Genomic DNA, 20470 nt, shown 5'->3' on the forward strand with positions numbered 1-20470 from the left:
TTTTGTTTTTGTTTTGAATTTATTTTAATTAAAAGGTTTTGTTTCTGAAAAATATCGAATTCTAGTCCCTTTAATTCAATACTACCTATTTCGTCATCAAGATTTTGGTAATAATTAGTTTACTAGATTAACATATCTCTACTTCTTTTATATCATAAGCAATTGTTTTTTGTTTATATTCTGTTTAATTTTCTTTAAATACTTCAAAAACTCAACTATATCGTTTTAGTTTTACTTTTAAAAAAAAAGGCTGTCAATTTGTTAAACCGATTCCCTTATAATTAAGCTTCCTTTCTTCTTTTCTTTCTCAATATGATAATTACTTTTATCATTCATCTGCCTCATCAGTAACTTTACTGTTTTTTTTGCCATTTCCTCAATTGGTTGCGACAATACAGTAATAGAAGGAGAATGTAACCTAAAACTGTCATGATCGTCAAAACTAATCACTGCCTTGTCTTTTGGAATTTTCAATTTCAATTTATTAAATGATTGCAAACCTGCAAGCAATAAATAATTGGCACCAAACAATACAGCATCAATTTCTGGAGTTTTACTCAAAAAATCAATGATCTTTTCTATACGCTCTTCTTCAGTAATATGATATTCCAAATCAAGAATTCTTGAATCATCATATAACCCCACCTCTTTCAACGCATCTATATATCCTTCTTTTCTCAATTGCATCTGAACCAACTCAGAAAAAATAGTTACAAATGCAATTTTTTCAAATCCCTTTTCCAAAAGATGACGAGTTGCTGTTTGAGCTCCTTCAAAATTATCCAACACTACATGACTTACATTTTGTCCTTCAAAATATCTGTCAATTAAAACAACAGGACGCTGAAGTTCTATCAATCGATCAATAGTAGTTCTCATACTTGCTGTAGGCGTGATAATAAAACCATCAACATTTGCCTGCAATAAACTATTAACCAATTCAACAGCACGTACATCATCTCCTCCAGTACTACAATAAAACACTCTATAGTTTAATTTTATAGCCTCGCTCTCGATCACTTTTGCCAATTCAGAAAAAAACTGATTTGATATATCCTCAACAATAAGCCCAATAGATCTTGTCTTACCTGTTCTCAGACTACTAGCAATCATATTGGGTTTGTATTTCATTTCTTCAGCAACTTTAAGAACTTTCTTGATCACTTCAGTGCTTATCCCCATCTTTTCGCCTTTGTCATTCAAAACAAAGGAAACAGTTGTAACTGATACGTTTGCTGCTTTGGCGATATCCTTTATAGTGATCATTTTTTTCATAAAAAGTTAATTCTTTCTTAAACTCTACTTAATTTTATATTAACAAATATATAAAATAAATCGATTTACAAAAACGTTTTAGTAATTTTTTTTAAAAATATTTTTTTCCAATATTTTCATCCAAAATATTAAAATTTAACTCCTCAACTCCCTACATATAAAACAAATACAATAATACCTCAGAATAATTCCCCGCTAAACATTCAGAATTCGCGTAAAACCTAGGATAAAAAAGAAGGCAAAATTAAATTATGCAATTATGCCTTTTTTAACAAAATATTATATTTTCTTACATTTATTTTTTTGCATTACTTTTTTATATCTAGCTTTTCGTTTAGAAACTTTTCTAATTCCTTAACTTTTTCAGGAAATTGACTTGCTAAATTATTTATCTCTCCTATATCCTTTCTTAAATCATACAATTGAGGTAGTTCAGAAGTACCAGTTTCAATATTCTGTAATGGCCAAAAAGAATCCCCTTTTTGAGCTTTAATATATTTCCAATTACCTTTAATCACCGAATATGCGCCTCCTTGTTTTATCAACACTTCTCTTCCAAAATTACTTTCCCCAATAAAGGCTTCCCACATATTCTGACTGTCTAAAAACTCATCATTTTTGATATTCATTCCCAATAACTGATTAAAAGAAGCAATAAAATCAACTTGTGATACAAGTGCATCGCTAATTTTTGGCTTAATTTGAGTTGGCCAATTGATAATCAACGGAACTCGTGTTCCTGCTTCAAACGCGCTGTACTTCCCTCCTCTCAATGCTCCCCAGGGATTATGCCCATTTTGTTTTGAGACCGCCTCATCCTGATAACCATCATCCAAAACAGGACCATTGTCACTGGAAAATACAATTATTGTATTTTTTTCTATACCAAGATACTTCAACTGTTTCATCACTTCTCCCACTGACCAATCAAGTTGCAGAATGGCATCTCCCCGATAACCCAATTCACTTTTCCCTCTAAAAGCAGTTGATGGCATACGCGGAACATGGGGCTCAGTAACTGAATAATACAAAAAGAAAGGTTGGTTCTTGTTTTGCTCCATAAACAATTTAGCTTTTTCTAAAAAAGTAAGAGGTACTTCCTCATCTGTCCAGCGAGCTTTTGTCCCACCACTCATAAAACCGATTCGTCCAATTCCGTTAACAATTGTACCATCATGTCCATGATTGAGAGATGCTTTCATTTTCAATAATTCAGGATGTGTTGCACCGATCGGATCATTTCCAATTTGTTTATTATAACTCACCATAATTGGATCGGAAGCCTCTGCACCAAGTACTTTTCCGTTTTCAACAAAAACCGTCGGAACTCTATCGGCAGTAGCAGGAAAAATAAAAGAATAATCAAATCCAACTTCATTTGGTCCTGGTTTTAACTCCTGATTCCAATTTTTCTCTACCGAATCGCCTATTCCCAAATGCCATTTCCCGACAATACCTGTTGTATATCCTGCTTTTTTAAACAGTAAAGGCAAGGTCAGTTTATCTGTCGGAATAATCAATGCGGCATCACCAGGAAGAATTCCAGTACCCTGCTTTCGCCAAGGATATTGTCCTGTCATCAGCGAATAACGCGAGGGAGTACAAGTCGCTGCCGTAGCATGTGCATTGGTCATTCTAACTCCCTGAGCTGCCAATTTATCAATATTTGGAGTTTTGATTTTGGTGGCTCCATAACAACTCAAATCTCCATAGCCTAAATCATCAGCATAAATGATAATAACATTTGGAGTCGATTTTGCAGCACTTCCTTTTTTTTGACAAAAAGCAGTCACACCTATCAAAAATAAAACAAAAGACAACAGCCGAATTACAGTACTTTTTTCCATTATTATTCTGTTCATAATTATAACTGCCTCTTTAGGTGAAATTAGAATACTTTATAGGATTCCCCTTGAATAGTTAGAGAGTTAAAACTGCCAGAAGATTTATTGGGTTGACCACCTCCAATATATATTTCAACCTTCTTAGCGCTCTCCGTGAGATTTCCGTCACTTTCTGTCAAGGCGAGTTCTTCCGGACTAAGAGTAAAGGTTACTTTGGTAGATTCCCCTTTCTTTAGATGAATCCTTTTGAATCCTTTCAAGGAATGGATTGGAGTTCTCATATTTTTATCCTGTGGATGTATCAAATACAATTGTACCACTTCGTCACCATCAATTTTTCCAATATTTTTAACTGTTGTACTTACTTGAATACTATTTCCTGTCTGTAAAACCGAATCATTTTCCAAGGGGCTATAACTAAAATTTGTATAGCTCAACCCATAACCAAAAGGATATCTTACTTGACCTTTAAAATAACGATAGGTGCGATTCTCCATTGAATAATCTTCAAATGCTGGCAAATCCTTATCACTCATATAAGTTGTCAATGGCATACGCCCCGATGGATTGTATTGCCCAAAAAGCACATCGACAATAGCATCTCCAGCAGCTTGTCCTCCATACCATGCCTGCAAAATAGCATCGGCATTTTTGCTTTCCCACTGGAAGTCCATAATAGAGCCTGACATATTAACCACAATCACTGGACGACCTGTTTTTTTCAATTCTTTCAAAAGCTCAGTCTGTACTGGTGGTAAAGCAATAGTGGTTCTATCCCCACTGGCAAATCCTGCATAACCGCCTGCGCCTGCATCTCCTGCTTCTCCCTCAAAATCGGCACTGATACCACCTACGAATAAGATCACATCCGATTTCTTGGCCTGTGCAGCCACTTGTGCAAATGATGGCCCATCTTTTATTTTATCAACAATATTTACCCCTTTCATATAGTCAACCTTAATCTTACCAGAAAAACGTTTTTGTAAACTTGCATAAGGGGTTACAATCTCACTTGGAGTTCCATAATAATTGGCTAACTGAGTATGGGCATTATCTGCATTAGGACCTATTAATGCAATACTCTTAATTTTTGATTCATTAAGTGGAAGTACATTTTTTTTATTTTCCAACAACACCATTGATTTTTGAGCCATTTCATAAGCATGTTTTTTGTGTGCATCACTTTCAATCACTTCCCTTCCGATAGAAGCATAAGGCACTTTATCTTGAGGATCGAACATCCCTATTTTGAAGAGAATCTTAAACAAACGACTTAACGAAACATTAATATCTCGTTCTGAAAGCAATCCGTTTTTAACTCCCTGTTCCAACAATTGGTATAAGTTCCCACATTCCAGATCCGTTCCACTCAACAAAGCATCACTAACGGCCTCAGTATTATTGGCATGTGTCTTGTGATATTGAGCAAAATCACTTACCGCCCAACAATCGGAAGTTACATAGCCATCAAAATTCCATTGGTTATGTAAAATATCAGATAATAATTTACTGTTTCCGCAACAAGGTTGTCCATTCAAACGGTTGTAGGCACACATCACACCATGAACCTTTGTCTTGGTAATAAGTTCTCTAAAGGCTGGTAGATACGTATCCCACAAATCAAAAGTGGAAGGTTTAACATCAAAAGTATGGCGATTATGCTCTGGACCACTATGCACAGCATAATGTTTGGCGCAAGCCACCGCTTTTAAGTATTTTGGATCATTTCCTTCCAATCCCCTAACAATTGCCGATCCCATCTTGGCGGTTAGAAATGGATCTTCACCATAGGTTTCCTGTCCTCTTCCCCAACGAGGATCCCTAAAAATATTGATATTAGGTGTCCAATATGTCAATCCACGATAACCTGCTCCTGTTTTGCCATTTCGAAGATCCTCATTAAAAAGTGCTCGCCCTTCCGAAGAGGTTATATCTCCCATTTTCTGAAGAGCCTCAGTATCAAAAGTAGCAGCCATCCCAATAGCTTGTGGAAAAACGGTAACTTTTTCGCTGGTACGAGCAACACCATGCAGGGCTTCATTCCACCAATTGTAAGCCGGTACTCCCAAACGTTCAATCGCAGGAGACTCATGCTTCATCATGCTTACCTTTTCTTGAAGTGTCAATCTGGATATCAGATCTTTTATTCTAACCTCCATATCCAAATCCGGGTTGCGGAAAGGGTAATTTTTATTTTGCGACTGTCCATATCCTATAGAAAAGATACTCATTAGCAAAATCATAAAAATCCAGTTGTACTTACTATTCATCGGTTTATTTTTTAAGTATTAATGTCATTGATTTATAAATCCATTAGATCGTTATCTACTCTTACTGCTTAAGAACAATAATAAGCAATTATTATTATTCCCTTTTTAATTTTTCAGCAATCCATGATCCATTTCCTGATTTTTGGCTATAAAGTGTCCAATTGTTGGGACTTGTTTGTTCCAACTTAAATTTATCAGAAGTACTTTTGAATCTTTCTTTGTGATTATCTGTAAAAACACCAGCTTCACGAGCAGTTTCCCAAGCTTTCAAAGCCTTGAAAATTTGATATTTCTCAAGATTCTTTTCAACAGTCTCCTGGCTCATTCCCAACATATATTGCGCTCCCCAGGCAATTGACTTGCATTGCAGATTATGTGCCACTTCCGCTGTTTTCGGAAAACCCTGAATCCCGAAAGTTCCTGGCATATAACTGCTTTCAAAAACGTAACGCATATCTTTCCCTTCTATCCCCCATTGTCCGGTTTCAGGATTAAACATGTGATTTCCTCCTCCGAGATTGATCGTATTCATATACAGCCAATTTCCTTCCGAAGGTCCGGCTCCCATCACTCGAATATAAGTATTACCGTGTTTTGCGGCCTGGTCAAACATACTTCTGAAAAAACGTTTGTATGAATAATAACCGTGACCTTGGTACAGACAGCTTTCCATTCCGTCAAAATCGATAAAGTCCATCGAACATTCGTTCAGTAAATCGGCATAAGCCCTGGCATATGTATCCTGCAGAATCATATCTGGCATCAAACCCGAGTAGCAATTCGGTTTCAATTTCGACACATCATCGCCTTTTTTATGTGCCAAAGCAAAGGTTTTATAATAGCCTCTTTCGACTCCGATTAAAGTGTAAGGACTTGTTTTGGTCACCCCTTTGTAACCGATGATTTCGTCTCCGATTTTCAATACATTCACATTGTACTCTCCTCTTTCGTTCAAATACAAAGTATCTTTTACGACAATAATGGTATCTTTTGGCAACACATCCTTATCCAATTGAACGGTAAACAATTTCAACAGATTTTTATTCGGAACCGGAGTCACATCAGAACTGTTGGTTTGGATAAATTCACATAAAGTATGTACTCCATAAGCAATTCCTTCTTTTTTTAGTTTGGCTCCAAAAAGACGAATATCTTCCGTTTTCCCGTTAGCATATTTTCCTTTCATTCCTCCAAGACGATTAGCAGGATTGTAATAATATTCGGCATAACCACCACCTTGCCCCTCATCTTGTACAGCTCTGAAACCAATTTGTTTCGTATAACTGATTAAACTGTCGTGGACACCACTCCAGGCCACATCCGGTCGATTGTTTGTTGGATCTTTAATCCATTTTCCTTTGTCTTTGATATAAGGCAAATCCTCATTTTTTACAATATCCTCAATTACCGAAAGTCCTATTTTATCGGGACAAGCATAAAAAGCAACTGCTGAATGCAACAAATCGACACCCTCCAAACCATCAACTACCATGTGTTGCGGATCGGTATGGAAAAGAATATCGGTATCGATAGTTTTCGAAATGGTATGGGGTTTACGGCGGTCTCTCGAATGATAGACGATATGCGAACCATAATCAGGTTCCAAAATGGCTCCGTTTCCACAAGTCATTCGGTAATATTCTTCAGGGTGTGAATAAAAAGCCACATCATTCACCCCGTCTCCACCGATGCGGAATTTCTGTCCTTCTTTCAAATTGGATGGTAAAGGATATTTTTTGGGATCGGGAGAGTGAATGTAATAATGCATCATTTCGAGTGCATCACCATTAGCTGGTAAACCAGTCGTTGTATTATCATTTAATCCAAACAGACCAATGGCAAAATTATCATCACGAACCACGCCGATCAATTCCCCTATGGTTTTGGAAATTGTCGTTTTGATAGGCCCCCAAATCACGTTATCGACTTCGCCACGATTTTTCAATTCGATTAACTCAAATCGAATGTATTGTGTTTTCTGATTCACTTTAACCGTCGCCTCCGAACCATTTTGGTACTTCAAAACAAACACTTGCTTTTCGTTATTGTACAAAGCAGACAAAGGTTCCAACGTTTGTTTTTTTGACCAAATATGCAAGGTAAGCAAAGGCGAATCCTGCCCTTTGGCAAAATATTCTTTCTTGCTTTTTAAATCTTTTATACTGGTAATGAATCCTTTTTCATTTACTGAAATCGATGCATATTTTGTCTTCAAAATAATGGCTGTAGAATAACTATTTTGAAACAACAAAACTGCCATAAAAATTAAAATCTTCCTCATTTATTTTAAAATTTAGATTTTTCTGTGTGACCTTAAAAACTTAACGAATTTATTTTAAATCCATTATTTTACGTTTTTGAGAGTCCCATTATTATTTAAAGTTATCAATACTTCTTTTCCCGCTTTCACTTCTACTTTTTTCCATTTTGTAAAAGCGACATAGCTCATTGGTGTTTCTGCTTGTTTTGAAGTTTCGGCAAATACAGCCACTTTAGCATCGTGAACAGTATTGTTTTTTATTGTTAGCACATTTCCTTTCAAACTCGCTTCAACATGGTCAAAAACATATATTTTTTGGGTATCAGTTTGCACATAAATCCCAGGAAGTTCCAATGCCATAAAAGCGCCATTGGTTTCGCACCAAGAATTGCGGGTGTTATAGTAGTTACCTATAGTTGATTTCCCCTCAGCATCCGAAAGCTGAATTCGCTCCATTTCTGTTCCAAAACCGTGATTGGTCGTTCGGTGTCCGGGCATATCCATTGCTTCTACATTGGCGTGTTGAATATCTCGAATCAAATCGGCATATTTCAAATCGCCTGTTGCACGGTATAATTTGAACAAATAATCCCCAGAAGCCGTGCAAATACCAGGTGCCGCATGTTTATTTTGAGTACTTGCCCAAACGGCTCCCGCCATATTCGATTTATTTTTTCCAATCTGACTTTCATCATGAAAAATTGGGTCGTACGAAAATGCCCAAGTCGAACACAAAGCTGCCTGTACTTTGGCTTTTTCCAACCATTGAATCTCTTTTGTCACATTGTACAAAGCCATCAGAGATTCCATAAATCCGAAACACGATTCAGAATCGGCATCTTGTGAAATATCCCCACAGTGTCCTGTCGTTAAACCTTGATTTTCAACATCTCTTTTATAATAATAAGCAGCCGATTCTTTGGCTACAGCCAAAAATTCTTTATTTCCAAAATAAACAGAAGCTACCGCTAAACCAGCTGGTGCTATAGCTCCTGCAGTAGAGTTATAGACAGCAACTTCACCATTTTCAGGAACAATATATTGGCCAAATTGACCGTCTTTTTTCCAAGTATTCACAAATGCCTGCGCCAATTTTTTGGTTGCTTCTTCCCATCTTGGTTTAATTTCTTTTCCGTAACCCAATTCTTTGTACAACATCAAATGTTTGGTCATCCATAGTAAAGCATCACAGTTTTTACGAACCATTGCCTGAATTTTAGGATAGGCTTCGTGCTGTCTTTCCGGACGAATTTTTCCGTCAGCTGTAATTCCACCATAGAAATAACCGCTTTTCCCTTGTAATTTGTCAATTATAAAATCAAATTCGATTCCTACTCTTTCTCTTTCTTTGGCATTATTCAACGTCAGCATCGGAAACGTATTCATCATACCACTCACCCATCCCAACTGAAAATCATTCCCATTTTCTGGAGCATAATATTTCCCAACTGGAACTTCAACCCAGCGTGTTGACGTAATTCCAGTTGCCAATTCCAATTGCTTGCTCATCGGAACTAGATTTCTTGGATTGTTTTCGCCTGACAAAGATTTTCTAACTTCCATGAATTTCGTTAGTAAATCAGGAATCGATTTTGCTGGAAAGGAATATAATTTGAAATTCAAAGTCACTTCATCTCCCGTTTTCCAATCGGCTGCTTTGTCTTCGCTTGGCGCAAAATCACCAAAACCAGTACGCAATTTTCTAACCGAAGGAGCACTCACCTGAATAGAAGCTACCGAACGATCGGCATTTTCACGAACCGAAATTCCAGAATTTCCAAGTTGGGTTTGTTGTTCAGTTAATAAAATGAACCCTTTTTTCAAGATCGGAGAATAGAAACAAACCGCCGGGGTCGCCATATTACCCGTTTGCAAATCAATCAATGAAGTTTTTGAAGGATCGGGCGACAACTGTGGATCATTTGAAAAAGTCAAAGACACATTTGGATTGTAGTACATGTCCTTTGGGTAATTTGGCATATAGCCATTTCCGATAGTTTGGTAACGATTTCCATTGTAAATAATCGCCGGAATCATCACATAATTCTTGGTGTCCCACTGACTGAAATCAAAAGCCGCCACAACTGCAGTTTCTTTGGCAATACCATTTTGCAATTGAAACGCCACTTTTACATCCATTACTTCCGACTTACCATTTTTTTTGGTAGTCAGCTTGCAATTCCAATCAGCAGCATTTAATTTCAAAGTGCCGTTGTTAATTGATTGAGACGATTTCAAATCCGTTCCGCTATATTCGTTAATCATTGGCTTAAACGAACCTTTTAGTTCTTTTAGAAAATCATTAACCGCTCCAGTCTGATTTTGCGCCGACAGCTGTCCGACGAAAATTGACAAAACCAGAGATAGCAAACCAATTTTTATCTTCATTTTTTTTATTTTTTAAATACTTTTTGCTAACCGCAATTGCTCTACGAATACTTATTATTATTTTTTCACAGAAATAAATTTCACTTCTTCTTTCGCACGGATATCACGTGATGAAGAACCTACACGTATTTCGAATTTTCCATCTGATGCTTTCCATCATTTTTCTTCAACAGACCAATAGGAGAAATCACGAGCCGAAAGTTGGATTTCCACCATTTTGGTTTCCCTGACTATATCCAATCGTTCGATTCCGGGAAAGCTATACAAATGATCTCCATGAAGAATATGAACTTTTTCGGCCAAAGTCATTTTGGATAGCAAATCATTCACTGTTTTTTCATACGAAGGATTTGAAACTTTTTTCTGTGCCTGTAAATACTCAGTCAATAAAATACATAAAATGCTAAAAAATAGTATATTTTTCATTATTATTTAATGTTTTAATTTAATCAAAATATATACAACAAACTGTTTAATGAAATGGATTACAGTACGCAATTAATTGTATAAACAACTCCTTTTTCCGTATTCATTTTTATAAATTCCCCTGAAAGAATCTGTGTTTTTCCATTCGATTTTATACTTACTTTTTTCGCTTTCCATGGATTCAAGAAAGCTAACGGACGGCCTTGTTCACTCACAATGGTTACGGTTTGAACTTCACCTTTTATCAATTTTGATGAAACCAAAAAAGCACCTTCAACCCTGATATTTCCAAATTCGGCATCCTCTTTTTTGTTCCAGCCTTCAAAAACGCGAACAACATCCTGGTGGCCTGTACACAACATTTCGTTAATCGTATTGGGAACCGTGCTCCAGTTTTCTATACCATGTGGATTTCCTCTTCGAAAACCGTTTGGATACATATCCAAACAATATTGTTTCATTTTTTCCAAAATAATTTCTGGGTCGTAACCAATGCGTACTGCCGCCGGGAAAAAACTGTTACTTCCATTGCTGTCAAACCAACGGTCTCCCATTACTTCAATAGTGTTTTTTGAAATTTCAAGCAATTTTGGGTCGCTGTAAATACCAATTTGCCCGGCAGGATATATGTGTTGGATTCCCAAAGTATTACCATCCCACCAATCGGTTCCTTTTTCTGAATAACGAAAAACGGTTTTATTGTTTTTCTCTTGAAATGTATAAGTCGACATTTTATTGATAATGTCCTGCCATTTGGCCCGCTCTTGTTCATTTTTACCCAAAAGCGTACTCATATCGATAGCAGTTTTCATCACCATCGGAACCAATCCTAAAGATAAAATCGGGTTTTTTGTTCCATTTGTACCTTCATGAATTGCATCGTTGTAAATCACATATCGACCGTCTTCAAACTTGAGATATTCACTCCAAAATTTAGCAACTCCAAACACAAACGGATAAACTTTTTCGGTAAAAGCCCTATCCCAAGTGTGGTAAAACTGCATCGAAATATCTACTGTAGCATAAGCTGCATTGCTCTTTTGTCCCCAAAAACAACTACCGCCTTCTACGGTTTGATTATTTATCCAACTAGCAAAATATTGTTCCAGAAATGGTGATTGGTGAACCGTATCTGTATTGAGCGGACCGATTCCAACTGGTAACAAAATTCCATCTTTAATCCCTGTAATTTTTTCTGAGAAAAGATTTCCTTGCGGAATAATTGCCAATAATGGCGCATAATACGGATCAGCCTGTTCGATTCGATTGGAAGAATACAGTCCGTAATAGGGAGCTTCATGATTGTAATTCAAGTGGTAATCCCCGTTCCAATCCGGACGTTCTTTGGTTATCCAACTCCCAAAAATAGACGGAGGAAAATCCTTGTCACGACTACAAGAAGCAAGCCCATAAAGCGAAATATAATATTGTTTTTCAATCTCTGGAAATTGTTGAATGTCAACGAATGACTTTTCCCAATACGTTTTCCACCAGTTTTGATGTTTGGCTTGAATAGTTTTGGTTTCTTTTTCGCTAATCGCAGAAACTTTGGAATTAACCGATTTCACACAATCCTCACTTTTAAAATTACTTGAAAAGGCACAAACAAAACGAACGGTTTGGTTTGGTTTCAATGTAATTTTTCCGTTTCTATTTTGTTGTAAAATGCGTAGAGCAATTGATGCTATTGTTTTTTGATCCACATCTTTTTCAAAACCTCGCCAAAGCGTTTCTATTTCTTTCTCTGTTTTAATTCCTTTTTCATCTGGAAAAACACGCTCCAATGGTGGTTGATTCACTATTTCGTCCGCTCCCGGAAGTTCCAAATTGACTGTAGCTTCTATTGATGAATCTCCTTGCAATGTCATTTCGACAACTAAAACATCATCCACTGCCGAAACATAAGCTTTATACACTAATTTTGTTTTACCCTTAGATAAGGTTACAGTTGTTGTTGCTGTAAATAAATCTTGAATCGCCTGATAAGATGCTCCCTCTAATTGTGGCACATTCAAAATTATTTTACCCAAAACAGTGGGATACGATTCATCCAATGCCGATTTGAATCGCCAAAAATCATTTCGAGCCACTCGGAAAATTTGTTTTTCAGGATTTCCAGAAAGAGCAATTGCAGTATATCCATTACCTAACAAAGGAGCATCCACAGCAACACGACTTGGTATTCTGGTTGGAACTTTATCATAAATAACGGTATGGCGACTTAACACCGTTTGCACCTTTTTGGAATATTCCTTTGGAGGAAAACCAAAACAAACTATCGATAAAAATCCTAAAGCAACTAATAATTTTATCTTCATTTTTTATTCACTTAAAAACGATAACAACCTAAAAAAACAATACAATACAAAATTCAATTAAAATATAGCTACAAACTATAAATTTCGGGCTGAACAACACTCTTGATTAACTCTTTACTAATTTTTAAAATGACTCATCAGATTGAATTCTTTATCATCAGATGATTTGATTTTAACAGAGAAATTTCCTCCGGAATCCAAATCAAAATATTCGGCTACCATTTTATGCCATCCTTTTGCCAAAGCTTTTTGTCCTGTCTTGGCTTTGTTTCCGTGTGGACCGTCATTGTCGATAACCATTGCACCATCCACATACAACATTGACCCGTCATTAGACGCCAATTCAAAAGTGTAAACACCATCGGTTTTAACTTCAAAATAACCTTCAAAAATTAGCCCAGCAAATCCTTTAAAGTCTTTTGGCATTTCCATGCTTTCCGTTTTCGATTCTTTGACTAATTTGCTGTTTTTGATTTCGGCACATTTTTTCGATTTCGATTCATACTCTTTTAGCACGATTCCATCGCTAAGAAAGGCTCCATCATAAGCTTTTGAATAACTTTCCTTGCGAAATTCGGCTTTATACACTTCCGAGCCACTTCCGTCGGGACGGAATGATCTAAAGCTAAACTTAGTACTTTCAGAAACAGAAAATGGAGCAATATATTTTGTTGAATTTGCCTGTGGAATCGAGCCGTCTGTAGTATATCTTACGGTGATATTCGGCAAAATACAATTTACGTTTACGGTTTCATTTTCTGTAAAAACATTTAAATCGTTGAAACCTGTTAGATTTGGAACACGATAATTGATTTTCTTGGCATCAAGATATTCGATTTCGTTTACCACTCGGCTTCTGAATTCTTCCCAGTTTCGTTTTTCTCCATTCCAAGCACCTTCTGAAAGTGCAAATATTCTAGGGAAATATTGATGTTCGGCACGACGAACTGTCGGAACTGTTTCTGTCCAAAGATTTCCTTGAATTCCAATTACATTTTTGGATTGTTTTGGCGTAAGCCCTTTCAATGGATCAAACAAATAAGCCGATTCTAAAGAAGCTGGCCCTTCAGTCAAATCAAAATACAATTCAAAACACGGACTTGAAATCGCAAAATTCCCTTGCTCTGTTGCGGTTGGTATCGCTTTTGGCGCCCAATTTCTCCACCACATAATGGTTGCTGTTGGCGATAATCCACCGTCTAAAATTTCATCCCAACCTATGAGTTTCTTGCCTAATTTATTGAAATGCTTTTCCATATCGTGAACAAACCACGACTGCAATTCCTCAACCCCTTTTAAATGCTCTTTTTTTACTTTTGCTTGGCATTTCGGACATTCCTTCCAATTGGTTCTTTCCACTTCATCAGCGCCCAAATGCATATACTCATAAGGGAACAAGCCCGCAACTTCAGTGTAAATTTCTTTTACCAATTTCAAAGTTTGTGGATTCCCTACACACAAAGGATCAGAAAAGGTACTTCCCATGTGTGCGTTCCCTTTACAAGAAAGGTAAGGATAACCAATAATTGCCGCCATAAAATGACCTGGCATATCGATCTCCGGCAAAACATCAATACCTCTTTCTTTGGCATATTTAACCACGTTTTTGATTTGTTCTTGAGTGTAAAATCCCCCGTAAAGTTTATCATTTCCAACGATTTTTAAATGTTCTTTTGGTAATTTAAAATCGCTATTATCTTGTTCTTTTTCCAATTTGATACAATCCCTGTCTTGATTGTTCAATTTACGCCAAGCCCCTTTTTCGGTCAATAACGGATATTTTTTGATTTCTATTCTCCATCCTTGATCATCAGTCAAATGCCAGTGGAATTTGTTCAACTTGTACCTTGCCATCAAATCCAAAAAATGTTTGACTTCATCTTCGCTATAGAAATGACGACTCACATCCAAATGTGCTCCACGATAACTGTATTTTGGAAAATCTTCTATTTTTAGAAACTGTACTTTGGTTTGGTTTACACCAACAGGAATCAGTTGTCGCAAAGTGGCAATCGACATCAGAATTCCAGCAGGAGAAGCTCCGGTAATGGCAATTCCATTGGCAGAAACCTCCATTTTATAAGCTTCCGTTTTTTCGTTCTTGTAACCCAACGAAAGTGTGATGTCGGCTTTGGCATCTTTTGAAACTTTTAAATCCAAACCATTTTCTTTCCCAATGGTTGCCACAAGATAGTTTGCCAAAGGAGTAAGACTCGCATCGGTTACTGCCACTGTTGAACCATTTTTTAAAATAAATCCGCCCTCATTAAAACTAATCTTTTGAGGTTTTGGGATAATCGAAACTCGGTAAGGCGCTTGTGCCAAACAAAGAAATGGCAACAATAAAATTAAGAATGCTTTTTTCATTTGATAATTATTTATTCTTTCGAATTATTTAAATTTTTACAGCTCATAAACGATATACGAACTCACCATCCAGTGATTTGAAGTTCCGTTAACATTTTTTTGCGCTTCTGGAATACTAAAAATCACCGTGTGCTTCCCTTCTTTTAATTCCAAAGGAACCATCATCGCTGGAACATTACTTCCCGGACACCAATTCGAACGGCTCAGATCGCTACTAGCAATAGGTTCTTCAATTTCTTTTGTAGTATAAGTTCCTTTGTCCTCTTGGATATAAGGAGCCACACGTTTTCTCAACCAAACCCCTGTACCTGGGTTAAATCGGCGAAAACTGGCACAGTCATCTCTCCACGGCACAAAATCGATTACTTTTTTTCCATCGACTTTTACGATATTCTGTTTTTTAACAAATTCATCGCCTTCACCATGACCTCCGTGGCCAGTGGTGATGTAATAAAGTTTTGGATTTTTAGCTCCTTTTGGCAAATTGAATTCAACCTGAAAATCTTTATAAGCAAAAAGCTCATCATTTCCTTGATTGGTTCCAAAAGGGTCTGTGTTTAATATGGGTACAACCACTTTGTTCTTGGCAATATCACAGCTCAATTCGCTAGGCTTAAGATTGATCGATGCACTTATGATATGCCCACCCTTGGTATAATTCCCGATATGAACACCAATCCAAACTTCACCTTGCAACAAAGTGGAGAATTGAGAAATATCTTCTTTCCATTTCACTTCTCTTTCCCAATACGGAATGTAAACAGGTTTGCGTTGCAATGAATCATTGCTAAAAAAACCAACACCGAATGTGGTCATAAAACGCATTAACTCGATGGTCGGTGAAAAATTCCCTTCTGGAACAATCGTTTTGATTTTCGTATATTCATTAGAAGCAAACTTTTTGTTTTTCACCACATCTTCAAGCGAATTGTTTTTGTCCACAGGAAGTACATAAATCGAACCGGCACGATCGTAACGATCACCTCCTGAAATAACTGTAACACTTATTTCTGCTTTGGTATTCAATTGTTGCTTCGGGAAAGTCACTTTTTTAAACACATACTGACCTCCTCCATAATAGATATTCCCGTTATTGTCAGTAGAAAAGTCCTTACGATTTTCATCGTGATTTACTCTTACCTGATCAAAAATTTCTATTTTCTGTGCTGTGACATTATTACTAAAAATCAAAGTTCCCAGCAGCATTGTAAAAATTATTTTCCTCATTATTCTTCCAATTTAATTCTATCTTGTTTTTTACTCTTTATTCTCTAATCTCTCTACTTCAACGTACTTCCCATTTTATCAAAAGGCAATTTTGGGAAACCTTTAATTTTATTAAATACTTCGGCATTTTCTTTGAAACCTTTCATTGGATTATTTTTATCCACAAATCCTGCATCATCATTGGTCATCCAATTGTTGTAGAATTCGCCCCAAGACGATTTACCATCTAACACATTTTCAATATTGACAAACAAATTGCCATCAAAAACATTTCTCATCGGTTTCATAGCACCTTCTTCCCAATAATTTACAAGTTCAGGATATTTGGTAACATAAGGAGCTTGTTTATAATTTACTCTTTGTAGTCGTTGATCAATAATTGCATCCTTGTCAAACATTCCTTTTGCCCAGTTTTCTCCGCGATTATCGATATGAATTGCCATCGGCGAATTGATAAAAATATTGTTATAATAATGATGGTCTTTTCCTCCACCAATCAATACAGGTAATGAACCAGCATTAAAATATACGTTTCCGTAAACCTTGGATCCGCAAGCCATATCGTCATGATAAGTAGCCGTCACCCTATGCTTCGGACTTAATTCTTTGAAATAATTGTATCGAATAATATTTCCTCTTTCCGAAGGGTCTCTTCCGTAATAGATTGCACCTTGATCATCTACTTCGGTACACACATTGGTAATTTTACAGTATTCAATCACATGTTCATTTCCATGAAAAAGAATAGCCATACTTGGCGCATTAAAAATATCGCAACCTGTTATTTTATTACCAACACCATCAATCCAAACCCCAGGTCGATACGATTTTTCGATGCGATTGTAGTTGTAGATTTTACAGTTTTCTACAAAGCTATTTCCGCTTTCGAGTGTGAGCCGATTACCTCCGCTAAGAATAATTCCACCACCGCCTGTATTGTAAATTTGGCAATTTTTCACACCATTATTTGTACCAGCCTGACGGTCCAATACAGTATTCTTGTACATAACCCCCATCATACTCCCTATGATCCGCGAAGCTTGTTCACCACCGCCCTCCATCGAATGGTCGTCTGATTTTATTTCTGGTAAATTTCCTTTTCCCATGCAAATACCAACACTTCCTAAATTTCGAATAGTGCAACCATCTATTAAAGTTCCGTTGACCTTTTCAATATAAATTCCAATACCTCTTGAATTCTCGAAAGTGATGTTTTGAATAGAAACATTTTCACAATTTTCAATAGCCACCAAAGGTTCTTTCATTCTGAGCAATTTTAACTCGCTTACTTTTCCTTTAGGCAAGAAATATATTTTCTGCAATTTCTCGTCAATTGAATATTCGCCTTCGAGGTCAATTTCTTCCAATAAATTCACGGCAAACCATTGGCGAAAAGCTGCTCCAGTCATAAATTCATAAGTAGTAAAATCATTCATGTGGAAAGTGTTGTCTACCAAATTCATTTCCTTCACCTTAATCATATCATCGGCATAACCGTGGGCAAAATAGCCCGACAACCAAATCTCATTAGCATTTTTCCAACGTTTCGGGCGATCGGTTTTAAACTGAAAAACAGGTAAGTTTCCTTCACTTTTGTCTTTCACATTTCCACTGACTAAAATTTTTCCAATGGGCTCCATCGAATTATTGGGCCATCTTGAGAGTTGTAATGGTTCGCCATTGACTACGAGTTCACTCCAACCAATATCCGAAGGACGTCCAAAACCAACGGAATGCAAACCATCGATTTTTCCACCCAAAGATTGAAAATCAATTGCGACAATTTTTTGTTGAAAATCTTTATCAATTCGATCAAGAATCTTTTTATCCTTTATCTTTTCCATTTTTGACAAAGGAATGGTGATGTCACCCGAAATCGAAACTTTTTGATTTTCAAAAGATCGAATGATAAGATTATTTTTGTGGATTACGATTGTTTTATCAATAGCATAATTTCCCCCGAAAAGCTCAATAATCACATTCCCGTTTGTTTTCTGGCTTTTGTCTATAGCAAACTGTATCGTCTGCAATGGTGCATTTTTTTCGCCATTTGCCTTGTCATTCCCTTTCGGAGAAACATAAATGACAGATTGAGAAAATACTGAAACAGTACAAAGGAATGCCATCAGATAAAAATTCAGTTTCCTTTTCATTTTTTTTATTATAAATTATTCTTCTTTATCAACAGACAAGCACCGCCTCCTGGAGCTAAATTCAAGGTTATCACATCTAACTTTGAAACCTTTTTTTTATCCACTTTAAATGATTCCCTGTTCGTCAGATAATGTGAATCTTTGGTGTCTTGAACCAAAGTCAATTCGTAATTCCCTTTTGGTAAAAACGAAAGCGGAATTGTTAGCGTTCTAGATTCTTCATTGGTAGTTGCTCCCACCAAAAAACTACCTTCTTGATTTTGTCGCATCATCACGATATATTCTCCAATTTTCCCATCTAAAGTTTTACTTTCTTTCCAAGGCATTTTTTCTTCGGAAATAAAGTGGAGCAAATCTGGATATTTCTTGTAGAACTCAGGGATGTCCGGAATAATAGTTGCTCCAGAAAAAACAATCAATGTGCGGGCTGCCTCTGAAACTACCGTTGATGGTACAGGTTGGTTTTCATCAACTCGAGTGGTATTTCCCTGTCGAAGATCAAACATTCCGTTATTCATATCAATTGGTCCCGAAAGCATATTCACAAAAACCGTAGTCACAAAAGTTTTGGGCTCAAAAACGCGGTGAGCATCCAACTGAGCGTGACAAAATTCACGTGTTACGGCATTCGGCCATGTTCTCATTTGTCCATAAGGATGAACCGGGCCATCATGAAAATCAACTAACAAATGATTTTTAGCACATAAGGCAGTAATTTTTTGTGTCCAATTATTTTTTTCTTTTGGTGTACCTGTCATAAATCCGTACTTCACACCAGAAGCTCCCCATTCTCCATATTGCTTTAATGTTTGGTCAATGTCGAATTTTTTTCCTCCCACATCGTTCAAATACAGCCAAACACCTACTTTTTTGTTTTTTCCGTATTGAATGATTTTTTTCACATCCGAAGCCTTATTCCCTTTTAGCGGATCTGAATCCTGCTTGAATTCGGGACCATACCAATTGGCATCCAAAACCAAATAATTAAATCCTTGTTCCGAAGCAAAATCAACCATTCTTGTCCAAGAAGGATAAGACATTGAATACTTAAAATCGTCAATAATTGCACCGTCAATACGCCAATCCCAAACGGCAACTCCTGGTTTTACCCACGAAAAATCCATTTCGGGTGACGGGTTTGGATTCAGCAATTCAATGATATGGGAATCTACCATTGCTCCCGGTGTTGAACCGTATAAAATTACCCTCCAAGCCGATTTATATTCACTCCCAATTTCATCCATATTAGCTGAAACCGAAAATGAAGTATTTCCTTTTTTTGTATTCAATACCAATGGCGAACCCTTTATCAATTCCGCTTCGTGCAATGCCATAAAGTGACTATCATCTGCTTGGATTGTCATTACTGGTAAGAACGTTCCATCGCAATCAGATAATTTTTTAGGCCCTAGATTTGGATTTTCTCCATTGTAAAAACAAGCCGTATAATCACCCGCAAAATTGTATTTTGTCAAATCGGAAACCGTTTTTACATTTTTATCCGAAAAAACATAACGGAAAGCCAAACCATCATCATACATCCTGAAGATGATTTTCAAATTGGGTTTAACATTTCCATCACCCTCCAATAACAAAGTTATTTCATTGAACTTGTCTGCTACAACGGCACGTTTTCCCCATACAGGCTTCCAAACTGTATTTACTTTTCGGTTTTCACTTTTTGCAACCACCCAATTGTTTGTTGATGAATTCCCGTCAAGAGCCAAACCCAATTGTGAAGGCTTGATAAGCAATTTACCATCAGCAATAAAAGAGTATGTCACCCCATCTTCTTTAGATTGCGAAACGGTCATTTTTAATTTCTTGTTTGGAGAAATCAATTCATAGTTTTTTTGTGCATAAACCGTTTGAAAAATTGACAGCAATAAGAAACATCCCAAAATGTAAATCTTTATACTCTTATGTTTTTTCATTTTCTAAA

At 36.6% G+C, this 20470-nt stretch carries 11 protein-coding genes; all 11 read right to left on the reverse strand.

What is annotated here, in order from left to right; all coding sequences use genetic code 11:
* Positions 1–261 precede the first annotated feature (261 nt).
* The 11 genes from J2W95_RS06770 to J2W95_RS06820 all read right to left on the reverse strand — a co-directional run bounded on the left by J2W95_RS06770 (position 262) and on the right by J2W95_RS06820 (position 20462).
* Positions 262–1275 (reverse strand): LacI family DNA-binding transcriptional regulator, encoded by a 1014-nt coding sequence (locus J2W95_RS06770; RefSeq protein ID WP_310005269.1) that lies wholly within the window; start codon positions 1273–1275, stop codon positions 262–264.
* Positions 1276–1583: 308 nt separating this feature from the next.
* The gene (locus J2W95_RS06775; RefSeq protein ID WP_310005271.1) at positions 1584–3137 is read right to left on the reverse strand and encodes a sulfatase family protein; all 1554 of its coding nucleotides are present in this window, start codon (positions 3135–3137) and stop codon (positions 1584–1586) included.
* Between the two features lie 26 nt (positions 3138–3163).
* A complete protein-coding gene (locus J2W95_RS06780) occupies positions 3164–5389 on the reverse strand; it encodes a glycoside hydrolase family 3 C-terminal domain-containing protein (protein ID WP_310005273.1) in 2226 nt (741 codons plus the stop codon).
* A gap of 94 nt (positions 5390–5483) precedes the next feature.
* Complete coding sequence (locus tag J2W95_RS06785) at positions 5484–7670, reverse strand: hypothetical protein (RefSeq protein ID WP_310005275.1); 2187 nt, start codon at positions 7668–7670, stop codon at positions 5484–5486.
* Positions 7671–7733: 63 nt separating this feature from the next.
* On the reverse strand, positions 7734–10037 hold the full coding sequence (locus J2W95_RS06790; RefSeq protein ID WP_310005277.1) for a hypothetical protein: 2304 nt from the start codon (positions 10035–10037) through the stop codon (positions 7734–7736).
* A 156-nt stretch (positions 10038–10193) separates the two neighbouring features.
* On the reverse strand, positions 10194–10463 hold the full coding sequence (locus tag J2W95_RS06795) for a hypothetical protein (RefSeq protein ID WP_310005279.1): 270 nt from the start codon (positions 10461–10463) through the stop codon (positions 10194–10196).
* A 59-nt stretch (positions 10464–10522) separates the two neighbouring features.
* Positions 10523–12781: a glycosyl hydrolase family 95 catalytic domain-containing protein gene (locus J2W95_RS06800; RefSeq protein ID WP_310005281.1), complete on the reverse strand. Its 2259-nt coding sequence runs from the start codon at positions 12779–12781 to the stop codon at positions 10523–10525.
* 117 nt (positions 12782–12898) lie between these two features.
* Complete coding sequence (locus tag J2W95_RS06805; protein WP_310005283.1) at positions 12899–15148, reverse strand: family 20 glycosylhydrolase; 2250 nt, start codon at positions 15146–15148, stop codon at positions 12899–12901.
* Positions 15149–15184: 36 nt separating this feature from the next.
* Positions 15185–16375 (reverse strand): peptide-N-glycosidase F-related protein, encoded by a 1191-nt coding sequence (locus tag J2W95_RS06810; protein ID WP_310005285.1) that lies wholly within the window; start codon positions 16373–16375, stop codon positions 15185–15187.
* 53 nt (positions 16376–16428) lie between these two features.
* Positions 16429–18528, reverse strand: coding sequence for a right-handed parallel beta-helix repeat-containing protein (locus J2W95_RS06815; protein WP_310005287.1), 2100 nt, complete (start codon positions 18526–18528; stop codon positions 16429–16431).
* 8 nt (positions 18529–18536) lie between these two features.
* Positions 18537–20462 (reverse strand): glycoside hydrolase family 97 protein, encoded by a 1926-nt coding sequence (locus tag J2W95_RS06820; RefSeq protein ID WP_310005289.1) that lies wholly within the window; start codon positions 20460–20462, stop codon positions 18537–18539.
* Positions 20463–20470: the final 8 nt, after the last annotated feature.

Source organism: Flavobacterium granuli, from assembly GCF_031456055.1.
In the GTDB taxonomy this organism is placed as follows: domain Bacteria; phylum Bacteroidota; class Bacteroidia; order Flavobacteriales; family Flavobacteriaceae; genus Flavobacterium; species Flavobacterium granuli_A.

Coding starts and splice junctions, on each gene's coding strand:
- J2W95_RS06770 (WP_310005269.1), bottom strand. CDS start 1,275: ATGAAAAAAATGATCACTATAAAGGATATCGCCAAAGCAGCAAACGTA.
- J2W95_RS06810 (WP_310005285.1), bottom strand. CDS start 16,375: ATGAGGAAAATAATTTTTACAATGCTGCTGGGAACTTTGATTTTTAGT.
- J2W95_RS06800 (WP_310005281.1), bottom strand. CDS start 12,781: ATGAAGATAAAATTATTAGTTGCTTTAGGATTTTTATCGATAGTTTGT.
- J2W95_RS06775 (WP_310005271.1), bottom strand. CDS start 3,137: ATGAACAGAATAATAATGGAAAAAAGTACTGTAATTCGGCTGTTGTCT.
- J2W95_RS06820 (WP_310005289.1), bottom strand. CDS start 20,462: ATGAAAAAACATAAGAGTATAAAGATTTACATTTTGGGATGTTTCTTA.
- J2W95_RS06815 (WP_310005287.1), bottom strand. CDS start 18,528: ATGAAAAGGAAACTGAATTTTTATCTGATGGCATTCCTTTGTACTGTT.
- J2W95_RS06790 (WP_310005277.1), bottom strand. CDS start 10,037: ATGAAGATAAAAATTGGTTTGCTATCTCTGGTTTTGTCAATTTTCGTC.
- J2W95_RS06785 (WP_310005275.1), bottom strand. CDS start 7,670: ATGAGGAAGATTTTAATTTTTATGGCAGTTTTGTTGTTTCAAAATAGT.
- J2W95_RS06780 (WP_310005273.1), bottom strand. CDS start 5,389: ATGAATAGTAAGTACAACTGGATTTTTATGATTTTGCTAATGAGTATC.
- J2W95_RS06795 (WP_310005279.1), bottom strand. CDS start 10,463: ATGAAAAATATACTATTTTTTAGCATTTTATGTATTTTATTGACTGAG.
- J2W95_RS06805 (WP_310005283.1), bottom strand. CDS start 15,148: ATGAAAAAAGCATTCTTAATTTTATTGTTGCCATTTCTTTGTTTGGCA.